The sequence below is a fragment of the Actinoplanes sp. NPDC049668 genome (genome assembly GCF_044465445.1).
GTDB lineage: Bacteria > Actinomycetota > Actinomycetes > Mycobacteriales > Micromonosporaceae > Actinoplanes.
This window is the reverse complement of record NZ_JBITLR010000005.1, coordinates 50,756-70,655: the sequence shown is the minus strand read 5'-3', so window position 1 is coordinate 70,655 and position 19,900 is coordinate 50,756. Positions and strand designations below refer to the sequence as shown.

Annotated in this window: 17 protein-coding genes; 8 read left to right on the top strand and 9 right to left on the bottom strand. The window is 73.7% G+C overall.

Going from position 1 to position 19,900, the window contains the following annotated elements; all coding sequences use genetic code 11:
• Nucleotides 1-62: 62 nt before the first annotated feature.
• Nucleotides 63-1,037 (bottom strand): lamin tail domain-containing protein, encoded by a 975-nt coding sequence (locus ACIBSW_RS21565; protein ID WP_354723034.1) that lies wholly within the window; start codon nt 1,035-1,037, stop codon nt 63-65.
• A 602-nt stretch (nt 1,038-1,639) separates the two neighbouring features.
• Here ACIBSW_RS21565 and ACIBSW_RS21560 point away from each other — a divergent pair.
• Nucleotides 1,640-3,118: a serine/threonine-protein kinase gene (locus tag ACIBSW_RS21560; protein WP_354723032.1), complete on the top strand. Its 1,479-nt coding sequence runs from the start codon at nt 1,640-1,642 to the stop codon at nt 3,116-3,118.
• A gap of 105 nt (nt 3,119-3,223) precedes the next feature.
• Nucleotides 3,224-4,153: a ThuA domain-containing protein gene (locus ACIBSW_RS21555; RefSeq protein ID WP_354723030.1), complete on the top strand. Its 930-nt coding sequence runs from the start codon at nt 3,224-3,226 to the stop codon at nt 4,151-4,153.
• Between the two features lie 6 nt (nt 4,154-4,159).
• On the opposite strand, the gene ACIBSW_RS21550 is transcribed toward ACIBSW_RS21555, so the two are convergent.
• The 6 genes from ACIBSW_RS21550 to ACIBSW_RS21525 form a co-directional block, all read right to left on the bottom strand.
• On the bottom strand, nt 4,160-4,894 hold the full coding sequence (locus ACIBSW_RS21550; RefSeq protein WP_354723029.1) for an ABC transporter ATP-binding protein: 735 nt from the start codon (nt 4,892-4,894) through the stop codon (nt 4,160-4,162).
• Nucleotides 4,891-6,690: a branched-chain amino acid ABC transporter ATP-binding protein/permease gene (locus tag ACIBSW_RS21545; RefSeq protein ID WP_354723027.1), complete on the bottom strand. Its 1,800-nt coding sequence runs from the start codon at nt 6,688-6,690 to the stop codon at nt 4,891-4,893. The genes ACIBSW_RS21550 and ACIBSW_RS21545 overlap by 4 nt, the downstream gene beginning before the upstream one ends.
• Complete coding sequence (locus ACIBSW_RS21540; RefSeq protein WP_354723025.1) at nt 6,687-7,556, bottom strand: branched-chain amino acid ABC transporter permease; 870 nt, start codon at nt 7,554-7,556, stop codon at nt 6,687-6,689. Before ACIBSW_RS21540 ends, ACIBSW_RS21545 begins: the two co-directional genes overlap by 4 nt.
• A gap of 62 nt (nt 7,557-7,618) precedes the next feature.
• Nucleotides 7,619-8,758 carry an ABC transporter substrate-binding protein gene (locus ACIBSW_RS21535; protein WP_354723023.1) on the bottom strand — a complete coding sequence of 380 codons (1,140 nt, stop codon included), beginning with the start codon at nt 8,756-8,758 and terminating at the stop codon, nt 7,619-7,621.
• A 13-nt stretch (nt 8,759-8,771) separates the two neighbouring features.
• On the bottom strand, nt 8,772-10,517 hold the full coding sequence (locus tag ACIBSW_RS21530) for a thiamine pyrophosphate-binding protein (protein ID WP_354723021.1): 1,746 nt from the start codon (nt 10,515-10,517) through the stop codon (nt 8,772-8,774).
• Nucleotides 10,514-11,980, bottom strand: coding sequence for an aldehyde dehydrogenase family protein (locus ACIBSW_RS21525; RefSeq protein ID WP_354723019.1), 1,467 nt, complete (start codon nt 11,978-11,980; stop codon nt 10,514-10,516). Before ACIBSW_RS21525 ends, ACIBSW_RS21530 begins: the two co-directional genes overlap by 4 nt.
• Before the next feature lie 216 nt (nt 11,981-12,196).
• Between ACIBSW_RS21525 and ACIBSW_RS21520 the strand changes: the two genes are divergently transcribed.
• The 3 genes from ACIBSW_RS21520 to ACIBSW_RS21510 are packed head-to-tail and all read left to right on the top strand — an operon-like array spanning nt 12,197 to nt 14,997.
• The gene (locus tag ACIBSW_RS21520; protein ID WP_354723017.1) at nt 12,197-12,988 is read left to right on the top strand and encodes an IclR family transcriptional regulator; all 792 of its coding nucleotides are present in this window, start codon (nt 12,197-12,199) and stop codon (nt 12,986-12,988) included.
• 30 nt (nt 12,989-13,018) lie between these two features.
• A complete protein-coding gene (locus tag ACIBSW_RS21515; protein ID WP_354723016.1) occupies nt 13,019-14,215 on the top strand; it encodes a CoA transferase in 1,197 nt (398 codons plus the stop codon).
• Nucleotides 14,212-14,997, top strand: coding sequence for a citryl-CoA lyase (locus ACIBSW_RS21510; RefSeq protein ID WP_354723014.1), 786 nt, complete (start codon nt 14,212-14,214; stop codon nt 14,995-14,997). The genes ACIBSW_RS21515 and ACIBSW_RS21510 overlap by 4 nt, the downstream gene beginning before the upstream one ends.
• Before the next feature lie 7 nt (nt 14,998-15,004).
• Here ACIBSW_RS21510 and ACIBSW_RS21505 read toward each other — a convergent pair whose 3' ends face one another.
• On the bottom strand, nt 15,005-15,895 hold the full coding sequence (locus ACIBSW_RS21505; protein ID WP_354723012.1) for a shikimate dehydrogenase: 891 nt from the start codon (nt 15,893-15,895) through the stop codon (nt 15,005-15,007).
• Nucleotides 15,896-16,015: 120 nt separating this feature from the next.
• Between ACIBSW_RS21505 and ACIBSW_RS21500 the strand changes: the two genes are divergently transcribed.
• Complete coding sequence (locus ACIBSW_RS21500; protein ID WP_354723010.1) at nt 16,016-16,672, top strand: TetR/AcrR family transcriptional regulator; 657 nt, start codon at nt 16,016-16,018, stop codon at nt 16,670-16,672.
• Nucleotides 16,673-16,691: 19 nt separating this feature from the next.
• Here the strand turns inward: ACIBSW_RS21500 and ACIBSW_RS21495 are convergent, their stop codons facing one another.
• On the bottom strand, nt 16,692-16,979 hold the full coding sequence (locus ACIBSW_RS21495; protein WP_354723008.1) for a hypothetical protein: 288 nt from the start codon (nt 16,977-16,979) through the stop codon (nt 16,692-16,694).
• A gap of 42 nt (nt 16,980-17,021) precedes the next feature.
• Here ACIBSW_RS21495 and ACIBSW_RS21490 point away from each other — a divergent pair, with 42 nt between their 5' ends.
• Nucleotides 17,022-18,098 (top strand): hypothetical protein, encoded by a 1,077-nt coding sequence (locus tag ACIBSW_RS21490; protein ID WP_354723006.1) that lies wholly within the window; start codon nt 17,022-17,024, stop codon nt 18,096-18,098.
• Nucleotides 18,099-18,136: 38 nt separating this feature from the next.
• A complete protein-coding gene (locus ACIBSW_RS21485; protein WP_354723004.1) occupies nt 18,137-19,780 on the top strand; it encodes an amidohydrolase in 1,644 nt (547 codons plus the stop codon).
• The last annotated feature ends 120 nt before the right edge of the window (nt 19,781-19,900 follow it).

The window sequence follows — 19,900 nt, the reverse complement described above, 5'->3', positions numbered from 1 at the left end:
GTCGGCCACCGCGTGCTGGTCGGCTCGGGCATCGCCGGCCTCATGCCGGGCGGCCCAGGTGCTTATGCCGGGGTGGTGCAGTTCAGGACGCAGGGGTACAGCATCCAGGCGCGGAGGTCGCCCTGTGGGTCGAAGAGGTATGCGCCGTCGCCGTGTGCCTGTTGGTCGAAGGTGGGGTTGTCGAAGATCGGGGTGGTCAGGCCCCAGTATTTGCGGGTGGGTGTGGAATTGCCCTTGCCGACGTGGAGTTGGACCGTGCCTTGTGCGGGCACGGTCGTGCCGGGCGGGAATGTGTAGCAGCGCAGGCCGGAGTCGCGGACCCACCAGTTGCCGATGGCCAAGGGTGTGTCGCGGTGGTTGGTGACGCTGACCCATTCGCCGTTGACGTTGTCGTCGTCGCGGCCTGGGGCGTCGTAGTTGACGACGACCTCGATCGGGGCGCTCTGTGCGGGGCCGGTGCCGCAGGAGTCGGTGTCGAACAGGCCCGCGGCGGCGCGGGCGGCGCGGGCCTCGGCGACGCGGTACTGGGCGTTCCAGGCCCACTCGGCGGCGAACGGCTGCCACAGTGCCAGGCCGCGGCCCAGCAGGTCGAGGCCGATGTCGCGCCAGGCTCCGTTGATCTTCACTGAGACGCTGCGCAGGGCGCGTGACCTGCTGCTGCTTGAGGCGTGCTGGGCGGTGAGGCGCACGACGCCGCCGCCGGCCCGGACCAGCTGCTCCACGCGGGCGGTGGCGGCCAGGCTGTGGCATTCGCCCCGGCGGCGGCTCGGTATCGACGAGTAGACGGTCTGCTCCATCGCCTGCACGTTGATGAGGCGGATCGAGCGGGGGGTGCTCGTGCCGTCGCCGGCGATGTCGATCGAGAGGGTGTCGCCGTCGTTGACCGCGATCACCCGGCCGGTCCAGGTCTGGCAGGCCGGGCCGCCGGGGCCGGGCAGGCACGGCGCGGAGGCGGCGGCCGCGGGCGTCGCCGGAACGGCGGCAAGTCCACCCGCGACAGTCACGGCAGCGGCGAGGGCGGCCAGTCGACGAAGCACGGTCGGGCCAACCGCCGACCGAGCACCAGCAAAGGCAGCCAGGCGAAGGCGCACGGTAGAACCGACGGCCGACTGAGCGGTGGCGAAGGCTGCCGGACGACGACGCGCGGCCGGGACCTCGAGTGGACCAGCAGCCACGAACGCAGCCGGACGAAGGCACACAGCCAGCCCATCGGCTGGGCCGGCAGCCGGCACAGAGGCAGCGGAAGCAGCCGAGCCAACAACCAGACCGGCAGCCGGCACAGAGACAGCGGAAGCGGCCGGACGAAGGCACATAGCCAGCCCATCGGCTGGGCCGGCAGCCGGCTCAGAGACGGCGGGAGCGGCCGGGCGAAGACGCACAGCCGGGCCAGCGGCCGGACCGGCAGCCGGCTCAGGGGCGGCGGAGGCGGCCGGGCCAAGGCGCACAGCCGGGCCATCGACCGGGCCGGCGGCCGGCTCGGGGGTGGTGGGGGCGGCCGGGCGGAGGCGCATGGTTTGTCCATCGGCCGGAGGGGCGGGTGGCTGAGATTTCGTGGTTGGGCGATTCCACCAACCCGGCGGGCGGTCGGCGGCGAATCAACTGTGTCGTTGTTCGTGGCGGACAGGTGTGGTGATGACAGGTGGAGATCGCCGAGCGGTACCGGCTGATCGCGCTCATCGGCTCGGGTGGCATGGGCCGGGTCTGGCGCGCGCACGATGACCTGCTGGATCGGGACGTCGCCGTCAAGGAGATCACGAGCCCGGGTGAGCAGGACCGGACCGTACGGGAGGCGCGGGCCGCCGCCCGGCTCGACCATCCGAACGTGGTCCGCATCTACGACGTGGTGAGCACGCCCGGGCGGTCGTGGATCGTCATGGAGTACGTCGCCGGGCGGTCGCTGCACGAGGCCGTGCGCGAGGACGGGCCGATGGAGCACCGCGACGCCGCCCGGATCGGGGTCTCCGTGCTCTCCGCGCTGCGGACCGCGCACGCCGCCGGGGTGCTGCACCGCGACGTCAAGCCGCACAACGTGCTCATCGGCGCCGACGGGCGGGTGGTGCTCACCGACTTCGGGCTGGCGGCGATCTGGGACGCCGGTGACGTCGTGGCCGGGGAGAAGAGCACCGGCCTGCTGGTCGGCTCGCCGAACTTCGTGGCGCCGGAGCGGATTCGCCGGGACTCCTCCGGCGCGTCCGGTGACCTGTGGTCGCTCGGCGCGACCCTGTACGCGACCGTCGAGGGCCGGCCGCCGTTCGTGCGGCCCACGCTGACGGCGACCCTCGCCGCGGCGCTGACCGAGGACCCCGACCCGTCGACGCACCCGGGGCCGCTGCATGCGGCGATCGGCGGGCTGCTGGTCCGTGAGCCGGAGCGGCGGCTGAGCTCGGACGACGCGTACGCGATGCTGGAGGCGACCGCCGCGGCGGCGCCGGGCCGGGCGGTCGGGGTGGCCCGGGTGCCGCGGCAGCAGGCAAAGGAGCAGGTCGTCCGGTTCCAGCCCGCCGCGGTTCGGCCGCCGACCGCCGTGCCGGCGCCGAGCCGGCCCGGGTCGTGGCGCGGCATGCGGCGGGCGCAGGTGCTGATCGCGACCGTGATGGTGTTGCTGCTCGGCGCCGCCGGTGTCGGGGTGGCGGCCGCCGGCGACGACCGGCCGGGCGCCATGACGCCGGCCGCCGACGTGGTGACCGGGCCTGCCGCGGCAGACGGCTGGGTCGATCATCGCGATCCCGGCGGGTTCCGGCTCGAGCTGCCCGCCGGGTGGCGGCGGTCCGCCTCCGGGAGCGCGGTGGAGTTCCGGGACGCGGGCGGCGGGCGCGTGTTCACCGTCGACACCGGCGCGCCGGCGACCTCGGATCCGCTGGGCTACTGGCGGGCGGCCGAGCGGACCGCGCTCGACACCGGGTCGCTGCCGGGGTACGCCCGGATCAGCATGGGCAACCTGACGTTCCGGGGCGGCGGGGCCGACTGGGAGTACACCTGGCAGCCGCCCGAGGGGCCGCGCCTGCACACCCGGCGGGTCCTGCTCTCCTACCTCGCCGACTGGACCACCCCGGAGCGGGACTGGGTGGACGGGGTCGCCGTCCAGCAGCGGATCCTGGCGAGCCTGACCGTGCCGTAGTACATCGATACCGCTGGACGGAACAACCAGGAAGGAACTACGGTGAGCCAAAGCTAACGTGGTCCGTATGGTCCATCTAGCGGACCGTTCCCGAACGGAGCCCAGATGAGAGCCCGCCCGCTCGCCGTCCTGCTCGCCCTCGTCGCCGCGTTCCTGCTCGGAAGCGCCCGCGCACCGGCGGCCGGGCGCCCGCCGGCCGGCGCGCAGGAGCTCGGCGACCCCGACTACGGCGTCTGCCGCGGCACCGATCCCCGCTGCTACCACGACTGGGGCAACTTCGACCCGGCCGCCGGCTACCGGGTGCTGCTCTACACGCGTACGGCCGGGCCCCGGCACGCCAACCTCGGTCCAGCCCTCGCGCCAGGGCTGAACCCGCCGCTGACCGCGGCCAACATCGTGCAGAACGGCGTGGTCGAGCTCGGGCGGGCCAACGGGTTCGGGGTGGACTGGACCGAGGACGTCACCCGGCTCGCGTCGCCCGGCAACCTGTTCCGCTACAACGCGGTCGTCTTCTTCAGCACCTCCCGGGACACCCTGGACGACGCCGCGCAGACCTCGCTGCGGCAGTACATCCGCGGCGGCGGCGGGTTCGTCGGCGTGCACAACGCGTTCGGCACCGAATACAACTGGCCCTGGTACGAGGGGCTGCTCGGCGGCGCCAACTACTACGACCACGGTCCGGTGCAGATCGGCACGGTGCGCACCGCCGACCGCCGGGACACCTCGCTGCCGCGCCGCTGGGAGTTCCGGGACGAGTGGTACAACCTGGTGCCGTTCCCGTCGCGGGTACGCGTGTTGGCCACTGTGGACGAGTCGACGCTGGCCGAAGGCGTCGCCGGCGGTTCCGGGCACCCCGGGCACGGCGCGAACCACCCCGTCGCCTGGTGCCAGTACTACGACGGCGGCCGGGCCTGGCTGACCACGCTGGGCCACGACGCCGGGCTGTTCGAGGCGGTGCCCGGCGCCGCGCACTTCCGCGCCCTGCTCCTCGGCGGCATCGAGTCCGCCATGGGCCGGACGCCGTTCTGCCGCTGATCGAGCTCAGAGACCGAGGTAGATGCGCCGCACCTGCGGGTCGTGGCGCAGCTTCTCCGACGTGCCGGTCATCGCCACCTCCCCGTTCTCCACGACCAGGCAGGTGGCGGTGGCCTCGAACGTGAGCTTCGCGTTCTGCTCCACCAGCAGCATGCTCAGCCCCTCGCGGCCCAGGCGCTGCAGCACCGCGAGGATGTCCTCGACCAGCTTCGGGGACAGCCCCATCGACGGCTCGTCCAGCAGCAGCAGCCGGGGGCGCGACATCAGCGCCCGGCCGATCGACAGCATCTGCTGCTGGCCGCCGGAGAGCGCGCCGGCGAGCCGGCCGCGCATCTGGGCGAGGACCCCGAACAGCTCGTAGACCTCGTCCAGCCCGGCACGGACCTCCGCGTCCCAGCGCCGGGCGTACGCGCCGAGCAGCAGGTTCTTCTCGACCGTCAGCCCGGGAAAGACGTGCCGCCCCTCGGGCACGTACCCGATGCCGTGCCGGACCATGTCGCGGGCCGCGACCCGGCTCAGGTCGACGTCGCCGAGCCGCAGCGCCGTGACGGTACGCGGGACCAGCCCCAGGATCGCCTTGAGCGTCGACGTCTTGCCGGCGCCGTTAGCCCCGATGACGCCGACCGCCTGCCCGGCCGGCACCTCGAAGCTGACGTCGCGGACCGCGCAGACGCCGCCGTAGTGCACGGTCAGGCCGCTGACGGTCAGGGCCGCAGTGCCGGTCGTGGTGGCGGTGCTCACCGGTTCACCTCCGTGGGGAGCTCGACGTCGTCGGTGGACATGGAGTCGCCGAGGTAGGCCTCGATGACGGCGGGCGCCGCGGCGACCTCCGCCGGGCTGCCCTCGGCGATGACGACGCCGCTGGCCAGGACCGTGATGTGCTCGCAGAGCGACATCACCAGGCCCATGTTGTGCTCGATGACGACCACGGTGACGCCGCTGTCGCGGATCGAGCGGACCATCTCGCCGAGCTGGCGCACCTCGTCGCCGTTGAGGCCGGCGGCGGGCTCGTCGAGCAGCAGCAGCCGCGGCCGGGCGGCGACGGCCCGGGCGATCTCGACCCGCCGCTGGGTGCCGTACGGCAGCGAGCGCGGCGGCTGCGCGGCGAAGGCGGTCAGGCCGTACCGGTCGAGCACCTCGTCGGCCCGGGCCCGCAGCCGGCGGTCGCCGCGCAGCACGCTCAGCGGGCGCAGCAGGTATCGCCAGCCGTCGACGGTGCGGCTGGGGTCCAGCGCGACCAGGACGTTCTCCCGGACGGTGAGGTCGCCGAAGAGGCGCAGATTCTGGAAGGTGCGGGAGATGCCGGCCCGGGCCAGCCGGTACGGCGCCAGCCCGGTCACGTCGCGCCCGTCGAACTCGACCCGGCCGCCGGTCGGCCGGTACAGCCCGCTGATCACGTTGAACAGCGTGGTCTTGCCGGAGCCGTTGGGGCCGACGATGCCGCGGATCTCGCCCTGACGCACGGTCAGCGAGACGCCGTCGAGCGCCTTGAGGCCACGGAAGCTCATGTGCACGTCGTCGACGCGCAACACGGCCGGTGCGTCCGCGGGCGGCGCGTCGCCGCGCTCGTACGGCTGGAACGGTCCGAGCCGGCCCGCGACGGCGCCGCGCCGGCCGACGGCGGCCCGGATCCGCCGGGGCAGCCCGGCCAGGCCGGTCGGCGCGAAGACCACGGTGAGCACCACGACCGAGCCGTACGCGACCTGCGCGTAGGTCGGATGGTCGACCAGCAGCTCGCGGACGACCGAGAGCGTGACCGCGCCGACCACGCAGCCGATCAGGCTCTGCCGGCCGCCGATGATGACCATCGCGAGCAGCAGGAACATGTTGGCGATGCCGAACGACTCGGGCGCGACGTAGCGGATCAGGCCGGCGTAGAGCACGCCCGCGACGCCGCCGTAGACGCTGGCGAGCAGGAACGCGGTCATCCGCAGCATCGGCACCTCGGCGCCGAGCGCGCCGGCGGCCAGGGCGTCGTCGCGCATCGCCCGCATCCGCCGGCCCAGCCCGGTGCGGACCACGAACTCCCCGAAGAGCAGGCCGCCCGCCAGGACGATCAGCTCCAGGTAGTAGAAGAGGTACTCGTTGGACAGGTCGACGCCGGGCAGGGTCGGCACCGGGATGTTGGAGATGCCCTCCGCGCCGCCGGCCACCTGCGCGTTGGTCACCCAGTTGGTGAACGCCAGGGCCAGCCCGAGCGTGACGATGCCCAGGTAGTGCGACTGGATCCGCAGGGCGGGCGTGCCGACGAGCAGCCCGATCGCGGCGGTCGCCGCGACGGCCAGCAACGCCGCCACCCAGAATCCGAGGCCGGCCTCGGTGGTGAGGATGGCCGTCACGTACGCGCCGACGCCGAAGAACGCCACCTGCGCGAGGTTGACCTGCCCACCGACGCCCATGGCCAGGCCGAGCCCGACGGCGAGCAGCGCGAAGAGGATGATCACGTTGACGACGTGGATGGCGTACGAGTCCAGCCCGTACGGCAGCAGCCAGGCCGCGACGGCGAGCGCCGCGAACGCCGCGATCCGGTATCTCATGCCCGGTTCACCGTCCGCTCGCCGAAGATACCGGTCGGCCGGATCATGATGATCACCGTGAAGACCAGGAAGGTGACCAGCTCCGAGTAGCCCTGGAAGTGCCCGGCGGTGAAGCCGTCGAGGACGCCGATGGCGAGCCCGCCGATGACGGCGCCCGGGATGCTGCCGAAGCCGCCGAGGATCGCGGCGGCGAAGCCCTTGATGCCCAGGGCGCCGCCCATCGCCGGGCTGACGTAGAGCAGCGGCCCGACCAGGCCGCCGGCCAGCGCGGCCAGCCCGGCGCCGATCATGAACGCGGTCGCGTTGCTGCGGCCCACGTGGATGCCGACCGCGGTGGCCGCCTCGTGGTCCATGGCGACGGCCTGCATCGCCGCGCCGCGCTTGGTGCGGGACAGGAAGAAGACCAGCAGGACCGTCGCGGTCGCGGCGATCGCGAGCACCACCAGGTCGTACGTGCGGATCCGGACGCCGAAGACGTCCAGCGGCGCGCCCGGCACCGGCGAGGGCACCGCGCGGCCGGTCGCGCCCCAGATCATGATGATCAGCGCCTCGAGCACGATGCCGAAGCCGATGGTGCCGATCAGCATCAGGTCGAAGTCCTTGTTCTCCAGCGGGCGCAGCACCCGCTCGATCACCAGCCCGATGGCGCCGGTCAGCAGGATCGCCACGGCCATCGCCAGCACGAACGGCAGCTGGGTCGACAGGTAGAAGGTCGAGGCGAGGTACGCGCCGACGGTGACGACGTTGCCGTGCGCGAAGTTGACCAGGCCCATGGTGCGGTAGACGAGCGAGAAGCCCAGCGCCACCAGTGCGTAGATGGCGCCGAGGCTCAGCCCGCCGATGAACGTCTGTAGAAAGACCTGCATGGCTCTCCTGTAGGGACGCGAGCCCGGCGGCCGGGGAGCCGGCCGCCGGGAGACGTGGCCGGTCAGCCTGCGGCGGCGACCAGTTTTCCGCCGGTGATGGTGCCGATCGAGGTGGCGAAGATGCCGACGCCGGTCTGGTCGAACTTGAAGCTGCCGAGCAGGCCCTCGTACTGGGTGCCCCGGATGGCGTCGGCGAGCTCCTTGCCGGAGGCGACGTTGCTGGTCTTCATCGCGGTGAGCATGATCTGGGCGCCGTCGTACGCCTTCGCACCGTGCATCTCGGCCTCCTCGTTGTAGGCCGCCTTGTACGCGGCGGCGAACTTGCGGGAGGCGTCGTTGATGTCGTTGCTCAGGTACGGCGAGCTGACGATCGTGCCCTCGGCGTTGGCGGCGCCGGCGGTGTCCAGGAAGACCGGGGTGCCCTGCGGCGCGGCGCCGGCGAACGGTGCGGTGATGCCCAGGTCGCGGGCCTGCTTGACGATCAGGCCGGACTGCACCTCCTCGGCGCCCAGGAAGATGACCTTCGGGTTCTTCTGCCGGATGGTGGTCAGCGCGGCGCTGAAGTCCTTCTGGTCCGTGGTGACCACCTGGTCCGCGACCGGGGTGACGCCGCGGGTGGCGAGGGCCTTGGTGAACGCGTCGTGCTCGCCCTTGCCGTACGAGCCGTTGTTGGTGATCAGGGCGATGCTCTTGATCCCCTGGGTGTCGACGATGTGCTTGGCGAGCGTCTCGTCGTACGTGGTGCTGGTCGGGCCGTTCAGGAACAGGAACTCGCTCTTGACGGCGACCAGGCCGGGCGACTGGCCGGAGGTGATGTTCGGGATGCCCTCCTGCTTGAGGATGGGCGCCATCGCGATGGTGACCGCGCTCTCCGCCGTGCCGATCATCGCGATGTAGTTCTCGCTGGCGATCTTCCGGGCCAGGTTGGTGCCGACGGTGGGGTCGGCCTGATCGTCGAAGACGCCCAGCTCGATCTGGCGGCCGTTGATGCCGCCGGCCTTGTTCCATTCGTCGACGGCGAGCCGGGCGCCCTTGAGCTCCCAGGCGCCGAGCGAGCTCAGCTGGCCGCTCTGCGCGTCGACAACGGCGATCTTGATAGGTCCGGAATCGTCTCCGGAGGAGTCCTGGTCACCGCCGGGAGCGCTGCAGCCCGCAGCCAAGACGAGGGCCAGGGTGGCGACGGCGATGCGGAGTCGGGACATGTGCGTCTCACCTCTATCTTTCGAAGACCCCTTGATAGATGTCCTTGATGTTCCAGTGCCCGGGGGTCGGCACCGGCTCATTGACCATCGGTACGTCCAGCACCGCCGGCCGGCGGCGCTGGACCGCGGTGCGCAGCGCGGCGCCGAGCTCGCCCGGCTCCGCGATGAGGTGGCCGTCCGCGCCGCAGGCCCGGCCGTACGCGGCGAAGTCCGGGCTGTACGGCCGCCCGTCCGGGTCGACGAAGTCGCAGCCGTAGCTGCGGCCGAAGTAGGTCGACTGCAGGTCGGAGATGGTGCCGTGGGCCCGGTTGTTCATCACCAGGAAGATCACCGGAAGGCCGCGCTCGACCGCCATCGGCACGGCCGGCAACTGTGCGCTCATCCCGCCGTCGCCGACGAGCGCGACCACGACCCGGTCGGGCTGGGCGAGCTGCACGCCCAGCGCGGCGGCCGGGCCGAAGCCCATGGTGGACGCGCCGCCGGGCGTGATGAACCGGCCCGGTGCGGGCAGCGGGTAGCACTGCGCGACGCCGTTCTTGTTCCAGCCGACGTCGGTGACCAGCACCGCGTCGGCCGGCAGCGCGGCGCGCACGTCGGCGAGGATCCGCTCGGGGCGCAGCGGGAACGCGTCACTGCGGCCGCGCTCCGCACTTGCCGCGAACAGCTCCGCGCGGGCCTTGTGAATCCGCTCGCGCAGGTCGGGCCGGGAGACCCGGTCCGGGTGCCTGCGGCGGACGGCGTCGGCGATGGCGGGTACGGCGAGCGCGGCGTCGGCCACCACGCCGATCTCGACCGGGTAGTTGCGGCCGATCTCGGCCGGGTCGATGTCGATCTGGATCAGGCGTGAGGGCGGGAAGTTCCACGTGTACGCCGGGTTCCACGAGCTCGCGTCGGTCTCGGCGAACCGGGTCGCGATGGCCAGCACCACGTCGGCCTCGCGGGCGTAGTCGTTGGTGACCTCCAGTCCCCAGAAGCCCGTCATGCCCAGGACCAGGGGGTGCTCGTCGGGCAGCGCGCCCTTGGCCATCAGCGAGTGCGCGACCGGGATGTCGAGGTGCTCGGCCAGCTCCCGCAGCGCCCGCCGGCCCGCGTCGCCGCCCAGGCCGCCGCCGAGGTAGATGAGCGGGCGCTCGGCGCCGGCCAGCAGCGCGGCGATCCGGTCCGCGTCGGCCTCCGTCAGCGCGGGCCGGGTGGCGTGGCCGACGAGCGGGTACGCCTGCGCGCTGTCGGCGGGCAGCGGACGGGAGAACAGGTCCATCGGCACGTTGAGCAGGACCGCGCCCGGCCTGCCCGAGGTGGCGGTCCAGAACGCGCGCTCGGTGAACCGGGGCAGGTCCTCGACCCGCCGCACGTGCCAGGCGCGCTTGACGAACGGGCGGTAGACGGCCGTCTGGTCCGCGTCCGCGTGCAGGTTGATCTCCTGATGCGGGTGCCGGCCGTGCATGTAGGACGGGATGTCGCCCGCGATGGCGACCAGCGGCACCGAGTCCAGCGCGGCCGTCGCCACGCCGGTCACCGCGTTCAGCATGCCGGGGCCGACGTGCGTCAACAGCACGCCGGGACGGCCGGTGGCGCGGGCGTACCCGTCCGCGGCGTGCGCGGCGGTCTGCTCGTGGCGGGCGATGACGAACTCGATGCCGCTGCGGCCGATGGCGTCCAGCAGGGCGATGTTGGTGTGCCCGCAGGTGCCGAAGACGTACTCGACGCCGTACGACTCGAGTTGCCGTACCAGCGCGTCGGCGGCGGTGCCCTCGCTCATGTGTCTCCCCAGACGGACATCCCGCGCAGCAGCAGGGTCTTGACCACGGTGAATTCGTCGACCATGTGCCGCGGCGACTCGCGGCCGAAGCCGGAGTCCTTGACGCCGCCGAACGGCACGTGGTCGAGCCGGAAGTTGGACGAGCCGTTGACGACCAGGCCGCCGACCTCGAGCTCGCGCCAGGCGGTGAGTATCCGGCCGATGTCGCGGGTGAACAGGCCGGCCTGCAGGCCGTACCGGCTGGTGTTGCAGGCCGCGAGCACGGCGTCGAAGGAGTCGTACGGCAGCACCGAGACCAGCGCGCCGAAGACCTCCCGGGTGACCACGTCGTCGTCCGCGCGCGGGCCGGCGACCACGGTCGGCGTGACCGTCGCGCCGTCGCGGGTGCCGCCGTGGGTGATGACCGCGCCGCCGGCGGCGGCAGCGGCGGCCCAGCCGACGACGCGCTCGGCGGCCTGCTCGTCCACCATCGTGCCGACGTCGGTGTCCGGGTCCAGCGGGTCGCCGACCCGCAGCTCGGCCACCTCGGCGGTGAACGCCGCGAGGAACTCGTCGTAGCGCGCGCGGTGCACGTACACCCGCTGCACGGAGATGCAGCTCTGCCCGGAGTTGGTGTATCCGGTGCGGGCGCAGACCCGGGCGGCCGCCGCGATGTCCGCGTCCTGGCAGACGATGGTGGCGGCGTTGCCGCCCAGCTCGAGGACGAGGCGCTTGGCGCCGGCCGCCCGGGCGACGGCGGCACCGGTCTCGGCGCTGCCGGTGAAGCTGATGACGCCGATCTCCGGCGCCGCGCAGAGCGCCGCACCGACGTCTCCCCCGCCGTGCAGCAGCTGCACCGCCTCGACCGGGGCGCCCGCCTCGAGCAGCAGCGCGACCAGGGCCGCGGTGACCGCGGGCGCCTGCGGCGGCGCCTTGACGATCGTGGTGTTGCCGGCGGCGAACGCGGCGCCCAGCTTGTGCGCGAGCAGGTTGGCCGGCGCGTTGAACGGGGTGATGGCCAGCGCGACCCCGACCGGGGCGCGGTAGGTGACGGCGGTGTTGCCGACGCCGCGCGCCCAGCCGGCGACCGGGAGCATGTCGCCGCCGATCCGGCGGGCCTCGGCGGCGCAGACGGCGAACGTGTCGGCCACCCGGTCGAGCTCGCCGAGCCCGTCCCGCACCGGCTTGCCCAGCTCGAGGGCGATCAGAGCGGCGAAGTCCCCGCGACGCGCCGCGGCCAGCCGGGCCGCGTTCTCCAGGATTCCGGCCCGCGTGGCAGGTGCGGTCCTTCCGACGCTCTTCGCCATTTCATGGGCGTATCGAACCGCTGTATGGACCTCCGAGATGCTCGCGGTCCGCGCCCTGCTGACGACCGTCCGGGTGTACGGACCGATCCGCTCCGCAGTGCCCCCCTCGGTGCTCCAAGCGCCTTCGAGCAGGGCAGGGGCATCGGGCACCGCCGTCTTGAGTAGCGTGTCGAGCATCGGCTTTCACCTCCTCCGGGCGATCTTTTGGATGGACCATCAGGCGGTCTATTGGACCACTGTGCGGACTAGGTGTAACGTACGGGCGACCGCTGCTTCCTGGCAATAGGGCGGGTCGGAAAAGTTACCGCCCGATGAACGGGTTGGCCGGGCGGCAGAATCGGGCTGCCCGTGAATCGTGTCGGCGCCGCGTCGGGCGCCAGGAAGTGAGGAACCGTGCAGCCCACCGAGACCCGGCCGAGCGAGACGGGGCCGGAGACACACGGCGTCCGCAGCGTGCAACGCGCGCTGGACATCCTGTCGCTGCTCACCGAGGAACGGCCGCTGATCACCATCCGGGACGCCGTCGCGGCCACCGGACTCGCCAAGACGACGGTGATCCGTCTCATCCAGACCCTGGAGCAGATCGGCCTGCTCTGGGCGACCAGCACCGGCTACATGGCCGGGCCCGGGCTCTGGCGCTGGGCGCACCTGGCGCGCAGCAGCTGGGAGCTGCCGCCCGAGACCAAGCGGATGATGCGCGACCTCGCCGCCCGCGACCGGGAGACGGTCAACGTCTACGTCGCGCGCGACATCGTCCGGGTCTGCATCGCGCAGCAGGAGAGCCCGCAGCCGCTGCGGCACGTCGTGCACATCGGCGACGAGCTGCCGCTCTGGGCCGGCGCGTCCGCCAAGGTGCTGCTGCGCAACGCCGGCCCGGGGCAGCTCGCCCGGGTCGCGCGCTCCTCCCCGTACGGCGAGGGCCACGTCCGCCGCCTGCAGGAGTGGATCGACGAGGCCGCGCTGCGCGGTCACGCGGTCAGCCACGGCGAGCGCGAGGAGGGCCTGACCGCGGTCGCGGTGCCGATCCTCGGCCGTTCCGGCACGGTCGTGGCGGCGCTGAGCCTGAGCGGGCCGACCCTGCGCTTCACCGACGAACGGATCGACACCTTCGCGCGCGACCTGAAGGAGGTGGCCCAGCGGATGGCCGAGCGCGGCTTCGACCACCCGCTCGGCTCGTCGTTCTGATCGCCGCATCTCGCGGAAGGAACCATGCCCATGCACGAGCGACCACTGTCCGGTGTCCGGGTGCTCGACCTGACCAATGTGCTCGCCGGGCCGTACTGCAGCTATCACCTGATGCTGCTCGGCGCGGAGGTCGTCAAGGTGGAGCTGCCCGGCCAGGGCGACCTGGCCCGGCGCCTCGGCCCCGACCCGGCACTGAACGCCGCCGGGCTGGGCGCCTCCTTCCTGGCGCAGAACGCCGGGAAGAAGTCGATCGAGCTGGACCTCAAGGACGACGCCGGCCGGGAGGCCTTCGCCGGGCTGGTCCGCGGCGCCGACGTGCTGCTGGAGAACTTCCGCGCCGGCGTGCTCGGCCGGCTCGGCTACGACGCCGACCGGCTGCGGGAGCTGAACCCGGGGCTGATCTACTGCGCGATCACCGGCTTCGGCCAGCGGGGCCCGATGAGCCAGGCGCCCGCCTACGACCAGATCATCCAGGGGCTGTCCGGGATGATGAGCATCACCGGCACACCCGAGTCGGCACCGCTGCGCGTCGGCTTCCCGATCTGCGACACCGTCGGCGGCCTGACCGCGGCGCTGGCCATCTGCGCCGCGCTCGCCGGGCGGGCGCGCGACGGGCGTGGCCGCTTCCTCGACGTGTCCATGCTGGAGGCGTCCGTCTCCGCGATGGGCTGGGCGGTCTCCAACTATCTGGTGAGCGGCATCGCGCCGGAGCCGACCGGTGATCAAAACGCCACCGCCGCGCCGTCGGGAACCTTCGACGCCGCCGACGGTCCGCTCAACATCGCCGCGAACCGCCAGGAGCAGTTCGAGACGCTGTGTACCCTGATCGGGCGGCCGGCCCTGTGCGCCGACCCGCGGTTCGCCGGCCGCGAGTCGCGCAAGGAGCATCGCGACGCGCTGAACCGCGAGATCAACGCCGCGCTGGCCGCCCGCCCGGCCGCCGACTGGGAACGGATCCTCGCCGCGGCGGGCGTGCCCGCCGCCCGGATTCTCACCGTGCCGCAGGCGATCGAGTCCGCGCGGGAAGCCGGCCGCGGATTCATCAGCGAGCTGCCCTTCCCCGACGGCGCCGCCGCCACCGGCGCCCTGCGGGTGACCGGCAACGGCGTGCAGTTCGACGGGGAGCAGTTCGGCCCGCCCGCGCCGCCGCCCGCGCTGGGTGAGCACAACGCCGAGCTGCCCGGCCTGCTGGCCCGGTGGGGCGCGGCGGCCGGAGCGCCGCGATGAGCGCCGACGCCACCCGCGACGAGGTCGCCGGCTGGTGGGCGACGGCGGTCAGCCGGATCGAGCCCGGCGTCATCGAGCTGCGCGGCCGCCCGGTGCAGGAGCTCATCGGCACGACCGGGCTGACCGACATGATCTGGCTGATGCTGCGCGGCGACGCTCCGGCACCCCGCGAGTCCGCCCTGCTGGAGGCCGCCCTGGTCGCCGGGGTCGACCACGGGCCGCAGGCCCCCTCGATCGCGATCGCCCGGATGGCTGCCACCTGCGGGATCGGGCTGAACAGCGCCGTCGCCACCGGGGTCAACGTGCTGGGCGACGTGCACGGCGGCGCGGGCGAGCAGTGCGTCGAGCTGCTCGACGAAGTCTGCGACACCGGCGACGCCGCCGCGACCGTCGCCCGGTGGCGGGCCCGCTCGCCGTATCTGCCCGGCTTCGGCCACCGCTTCCACCCGGTCGATCCGCGCCGGGCGCCGCTGCTGGCGCTCGTGGACGACGCGGTACGCGACGGCGTCGTCGCCGGCCGGCACCTCGCCGCCGCCCGCGCGATCGAGGAGGTGCTCAACGCGCGGGCCGGCCGGCACGTGCCGATGAACATCGACGGCGCCACCGCGGTCATCTACGCCGAGCTCGGCTTCCCGGCGCCGCTGGCCCGGGGCCTGTTCGTGCTCAGCCGCAGCGTCGGCATCCTCGCGCACGCCTGGGAGGAGACCCAGCAGGGCCGCCGGATCAAGGGACCCATCCCGCCGTCGATCCTGCCCGCCCACCTCGGGCCGGGCGCGGGCTGAGCGATGCCTAGGCACGGGCGCCCCCGTCGGTCAGCGCCGGGGGCGCGGTCAGCTCCGCGAAGTGCCGCAGCATCCGGCCGACCTCCGGCGCCCGGCCGGTGAACAGCCGGAACGCCTCGGCGGCCTGATGGACGACCATGCCGCCGCCGTCGAGCGTGCGGCAGCCGGCCGCCCGCGCCGCGCGCAGCAGGCCGGTCTCCAGCGGCCGGTAGATGACGTCGGCGACCCAGCACCGTGCTCGGAGCAGCTCGGCCGGCACGGGCAGGCCGAGGTGGTCCTCCATGCCGACCGGGGTCGCGTTGATCAGGCCGTCGGCGCCGGCCAGCCGCTCGGCGACCCGCTCGACGCCGGCGCCGTCGGCGGGGGTGCCGGCCGCGCGCAGCGACCCGGCCAGCCGGCGCGCGCGGTCCGGGTCGGCGTCGATGACGGTGAGGTGGCCGGCGCCGAGCCCGGCCATCGCGTGAGCGACGGCGGCGCCCGCGCCGCCCGCGCCGATCAGGACCACCCGGCCGGTCGCCGCGCCCGGCAGCCCGCGCCGGAAGCTCTCGGCGAACCCGTGCCGGTCGGTGTTGTGCCCGATCGAGCGGCCGCCGGCGAAGACGACGGTGTTGACCGCGCCGAGCTCCGCCGCCTCGGGCGAGAGCTCGTCGAGGTGCCCGAGGACCTCCTGCTTGCACGGGTGGGTGACGTTCAGGCCGCGGAAGCCGAGCTGCCGGGCGGTGCGCACCAGCTCGCCGACGTCGCCGGCCGCCAGGCCCAGCGCGGCGATGTCGATCAGCTGGTAGATGTAGCGCAGCCCCTGGTCGTCGGCCTCCCGCTCGTGCAGCGACGGGCTCAGCGAGGTGCCGATGCCGGCGCCGATCAGCCCGACGATGAAGTGGCCGTCCGCACCGTCCACCGCGTGACCTCCACCACTAATGTACGAACCGGTACGTTAGTTATCGGCCCTCGACCGATCGATGTCAAGGGCCGTGTGCGAACCTTGCCGAGCGCTCGAAACGCACCGCGAAGGAGCCAGATGGAAGCGACACGCGCACCGTCCGACAACCCGGAACGCCGCCGCGACGCCGAACGCACCCGCGCGGAGATCCTGGCCGTCGCCACCGCGGAGTTCGCCGATCGCGGCTACGACGGCGCCCGGGTGGACGAGATCGCGGACCGCACCCGCACCACCAAGCGGATGATCTACTACTACTTCGGCGGCAAGCGGCAGCTCTACGTCGAGGCCCTCGAGCAGGCGTACGCCCGGATCCGGGCCGCGGAGCAGGAGGTCAACGTCGACCACCTGGAGCCGGCCGCGGCGATCCGGCGACTGGCCGAGGTGACCTTCGACCACCACGAGGCGAACCCGGACTTCATCCGCCTGGTCAGCATCGAGAACATCCACCGCGGCGAGCACATCGCGCGGCTGCCCGACCTGATCGACCTCAACACCCCGGCCGTACGGCTGCTGACCGACCTGTTGCGCCGCGGCCAGGAGCAGGGCGTCTTCCGCACCGACGTGGACGCCGTGGACGTGCACATGACGATCAGCGCGTTCTGCTTCTTCCGGGTCGCCAACCAGTACACGTTCGGCACGATCTTCGGCCGCGACCTGCTCGACCCGGGCCGGCGCGAGCACTACCGCACGATGCTCGGCGACATGGTCGTCGCCCACCTCACCGCCGTCGGCTGAGCGCCGGGCGGCGCGGGCCTCAGATCACGGTCCGGCGGGCCCGCTCACGCGCCTTGGCGATCGCCGGCATCGGCGAGCGCAGCCACTGCTCGTCGTCGACGGCAGCGGCGGCGACGGTCTCCTGGCGCGAGGTGGGCAGCAGCGTCGAGTAGGACTTCTCGTCGCCGACCCGCAGCTCGGGGTCGCGCGGCGCGCCGCGGTAGGGGCCCATCTCGGCGTGCGAGACGGCACCGGCCACCCCGCCGAGGAAGCCGAACCGGCGGCTCAGGCGCTGCATGAACGTCGAACGGCGCTCCGGGGTGGTCATCGGCACATCGTACCGCCGGGCGACCATGGCTATCATCGCGCGATGAGCACCTCGCGCCGGCCCTCGCTGGGGCTTCTCGCGGCGCTGGCCGCGGGCGGCCTCCTGCTGGCCGTGCCGGCCGCGGGGTCGGGCACGCCGCCGGCGGCCCTGGTGTCCGCGGCCGCCGCGTGGCCGCAGGCCCAGCGCGGCACCGTCCAGCCGACGCTGGCCGACGGCACCGAGTACCGGCCCGGGATCTTCCTCGACGCCCGCACCTCGGTCGGCACCGCCGAGACACCGGACGGCCGGTTCCTGCGGCTCGTCCTGCGCGGCGCCGACGACACCGTACGCGAGCTGCGGCGCCTGCCCCGCCAGGGTCACCCCTCGTTCCAGACCTTCGCCGTCGCCGGCGACGACCTCGTCTGGGTCGAGGGCCGGGCCGGCGCCCAGCCGGCGCTGTGGGCGGCCGGCCTGCGGCGGAGCGGCCCCGCCCGGCTGCTCTGCGGTGACATCGGCCGCGCCACGTTCTACCAGTCGCAATACGACCTGGTCGTCGACGGCGGCCGGGTCTACTGGGCCGCCGCCGGGGCCGCGGACACCACCGAGGTCCGCTCGGTCGCCCTGACCGGCGGGCCGGTGCAGAGCCGGCCGCAGGCGGGCACGTGGAAGCTGTCGGCGTTCCCGTGGCTGGTCGACGGCGTCAACCAGGCGGCCGGCGCGACCCGGCTGCGCGACCTGACCACCGGGCGCGAGATCGCGGTCGCGCGGGCCGGCCGGCGGGCGACGACGGCCTGCGGCCCGGCCTGGTGCCGGGTGGCGGCCCTGGCCGAGGACGGCACCAACCGGATCGAGCTGATGCACCCCGACGGCAGCGGCCGCGCGCGCATCGCGGGCGACTCGGCGTCGACCGTGATCACCGACGTCGCGCCGCTCGACCGTTTCGAGGTCCTCGCCCAGCTCGGCCCGAACTCGGAGCTCACCGGCAACAACCAGCTGGTCGTCTACGAGCTGGCCACCCGGCAGACCGTCGAGATCAGCCCGGACGCCGGCTCGGTGTCGTACCGCGACGGCGTGCTCTGGTGGACGACCGGGAACCTCGAGAGCGTCGTCTGGCACTCGCTCGACCTGCGGTCCATTTAGGACCCCGCGGCCGGCCTGCCGGGTCTACGCTGTCGGCCATGCCGAACGCCATCGCTGACCTGCTGTTCACCGGCGGCCCCGTACTGACCGGCGAGACCACCGGGCGCGCCACCGCGCTCGCCGTGCGCGAGGGGCGCATCCTGGCCGTCGGCGGCGACGAGCTGTCCGAGCTCGCCGGCCCCGAGACCGAGGTCGTCGACCTGCGCGGGCGGCTGCTGCTGCCCGGCTTCCAGGACGCGCACTGCCACGCGGTGGCGGGCGGCATCGAGCTGGGTCAGTGCGACCTCACCGGCACCACCGGCGTGCAGGAGTACCTCGACCGGATCGCCGCGTACGCGACGGCGAACCCCGACGTGCCCTGGATCTCCGGCAGCGGCTGGTCGATGGAGAGCTTCCCCGGCGGCACGCCGTCGCGGGCCCTGCTGGACCGGGTCGTCGCGGACCGGCCGGTCTTCCTGACCAACCGCGACCACCACGGCGCCTGGGTCAACAGCCGCGCGCTGGAGCTGGCCGGCATCGACGCGGACACCCCGGACCCGGCGGACGGGCGGATCGACCGCGAGCCGGGCGGTGCGCCGAGCGGCGGGCTGCAGGAGGGCGCGATGTCCCTGGTCGCCGGCCTGATCCCGGAGGTGACGCGGGCGGACCGGCTCGCCGGGCTGCTGCGCGCCCAGCGGCTGCTGCACTCGCTGGGCATCACCGCCTGGCAGGACGCGATGCTGTGCGCCTCCAACGGCTACCCCGACATCTCCGACGCCTACTTCGCCGCGGCGGGCGAGGGGTCGCTGATCTCCGCGGTCGCCGGGGCGCTGTGGTGGGACCGGGACCGCGGCGCCGAGCAGATACCGGAGCTGGAGGAGAAGCGGGAGCGGTTCACCGTCGGCCGGCTGCGCAGCGGGACGGTCAAGTTCATGCTCGACGGCGTCGCGGAGAACTTCACCGCCGCGATGACCGTGCCCTACCGGGACGCGCACGGCCACCCGACGACGAACCGCGGGCTCTCCTTCATCGACCCGGCGGCGCTGCCGGAGTACGTCACCGCGCTGGACGCGCTGGGCTTCCAGGCGCACTTCCACGCGCTCGGCGACCGGGCCGTGCGCGACGCGCTCGACGCCGTCGCGGCCGCCCGCGCCGCCAACGGGTTCCGCGACACCCGGCCGCACCTCGCGCACCTGCAGGTCGTGCACCCCGACGACGTGCCGCGCTTCCGGGCCCTGCGCGCGACCGCGAACATCCAGCCGCTCTGGGCCGCGCACGAGCCGCAGATGGACGAGCTGACCCTTCCGTTCCTCGAGCCCGGCCCGGCCGGGTGGCAGTACCCGTTCGGCGACCTCGAGCGGGCCGGCGCGAGCCTGGCGGCCGGCAGCGACTGGCCGGTCAGCAGCCCCGACCCGCTGCTCGGCATCCACGTCGCGGTCAACCGGGCGCACGTCGGCGGCGACCTGCCGCCGTTCCTGCCCGGTCAGCGGCTCGCCCTCGGTACGGCGCTGGCCGCGTACACCGCAGGCTCGGCGCACGTGAACCATCTCGACGACGCCGGGCACCTGCGGCCCGGCTACCGCGCCGATCTCGTGGTGCTCGACCGCGACCCGTTCGGCGCACCGGCCGAGGAGATCGGCGAGTGCACTGTCGATCTCACCTACATCGACGGCGTCCGGGTCTACGCGGCGGCCGCCGCCTGAGGCAGGCGGCGTGGGGGGGGGGGGGGGGGGCCCCCCCCCCCCCCCCCCGGCCCCCCCCGGGGGGGGGCCCCCCCCCCCGCCGCCGCGGCGGGGCGGGGGGCGGGGGGGGGGGGCGGCCGG

What these genes read in the sequence shown, in the direction of transcription:
- ACIBSW_RS21555 (WP_354723030.1), top strand. Translation starts at nt 3,224, where the DNA reads ATGAGAGCCCGCCCGCTCGCCGTCCTGCTCGCCCTCGTCGCCGCGTTC.
- ACIBSW_RS21545 (WP_354723027.1), bottom strand. Translation starts at nt 6,690, where the DNA reads ATGAGATACCGGATCGCGGCGTTCGCGGCGCTCGCCGTCGCGGCCTGG.
- ACIBSW_RS21540 (WP_354723025.1), bottom strand. Translation starts at nt 7,556, where the DNA reads ATGCAGGTCTTTCTACAGACGTTCATCGGCGGGCTGAGCCTCGGCGCC.
- ACIBSW_RS21535 (WP_354723023.1), bottom strand. Translation starts at nt 8,758, where the DNA reads ATGTCCCGACTCCGCATCGCCGTCGCCACCCTGGCCCTCGTCTTGGCT.
- ACIBSW_RS21530 (WP_354723021.1), bottom strand. Translation starts at nt 10,517, where the DNA reads ATGAGCGAGGGCACCGCCGCCGACGCGCTGGTACGGCAACTCGAGTCG.
- ACIBSW_RS21525 (WP_354723019.1), bottom strand. Translation starts at nt 11,980, where the DNA reads ATGCTCGACACGCTACTCAAGACGGCGGTGCCCGATGCCCCTGCCCTG.
- ACIBSW_RS21515 (WP_354723016.1), top strand. Translation starts at nt 13,019, where the DNA reads ATGCACGAGCGACCACTGTCCGGTGTCCGGGTGCTCGACCTGACCAAT.
- ACIBSW_RS21510 (WP_354723014.1), top strand. Translation starts at nt 14,212, where the DNA reads ATGAGCGCCGACGCCACCCGCGACGAGGTCGCCGGCTGGTGGGCGACG.
- ACIBSW_RS21500 (WP_354723010.1), top strand. Translation starts at nt 16,016, where the DNA reads ATGGAAGCGACACGCGCACCGTCCGACAACCCGGAACGCCGCCGCGAC.
- ACIBSW_RS21495 (WP_354723008.1), bottom strand. Translation starts at nt 16,979, where the DNA reads ATGACCACCCCGGAGCGCCGTTCGACGTTCATGCAGCGCCTGAGCCGC.
- ACIBSW_RS21490 (WP_354723006.1), top strand. Translation starts at nt 17,022, where the DNA reads ATGAGCACCTCGCGCCGGCCCTCGCTGGGGCTTCTCGCGGCGCTGGCC.
- ACIBSW_RS21485 (WP_354723004.1), top strand. Translation starts at nt 18,137, where the DNA reads ATGCCGAACGCCATCGCTGACCTGCTGTTCACCGGCGGCCCCGTACTG.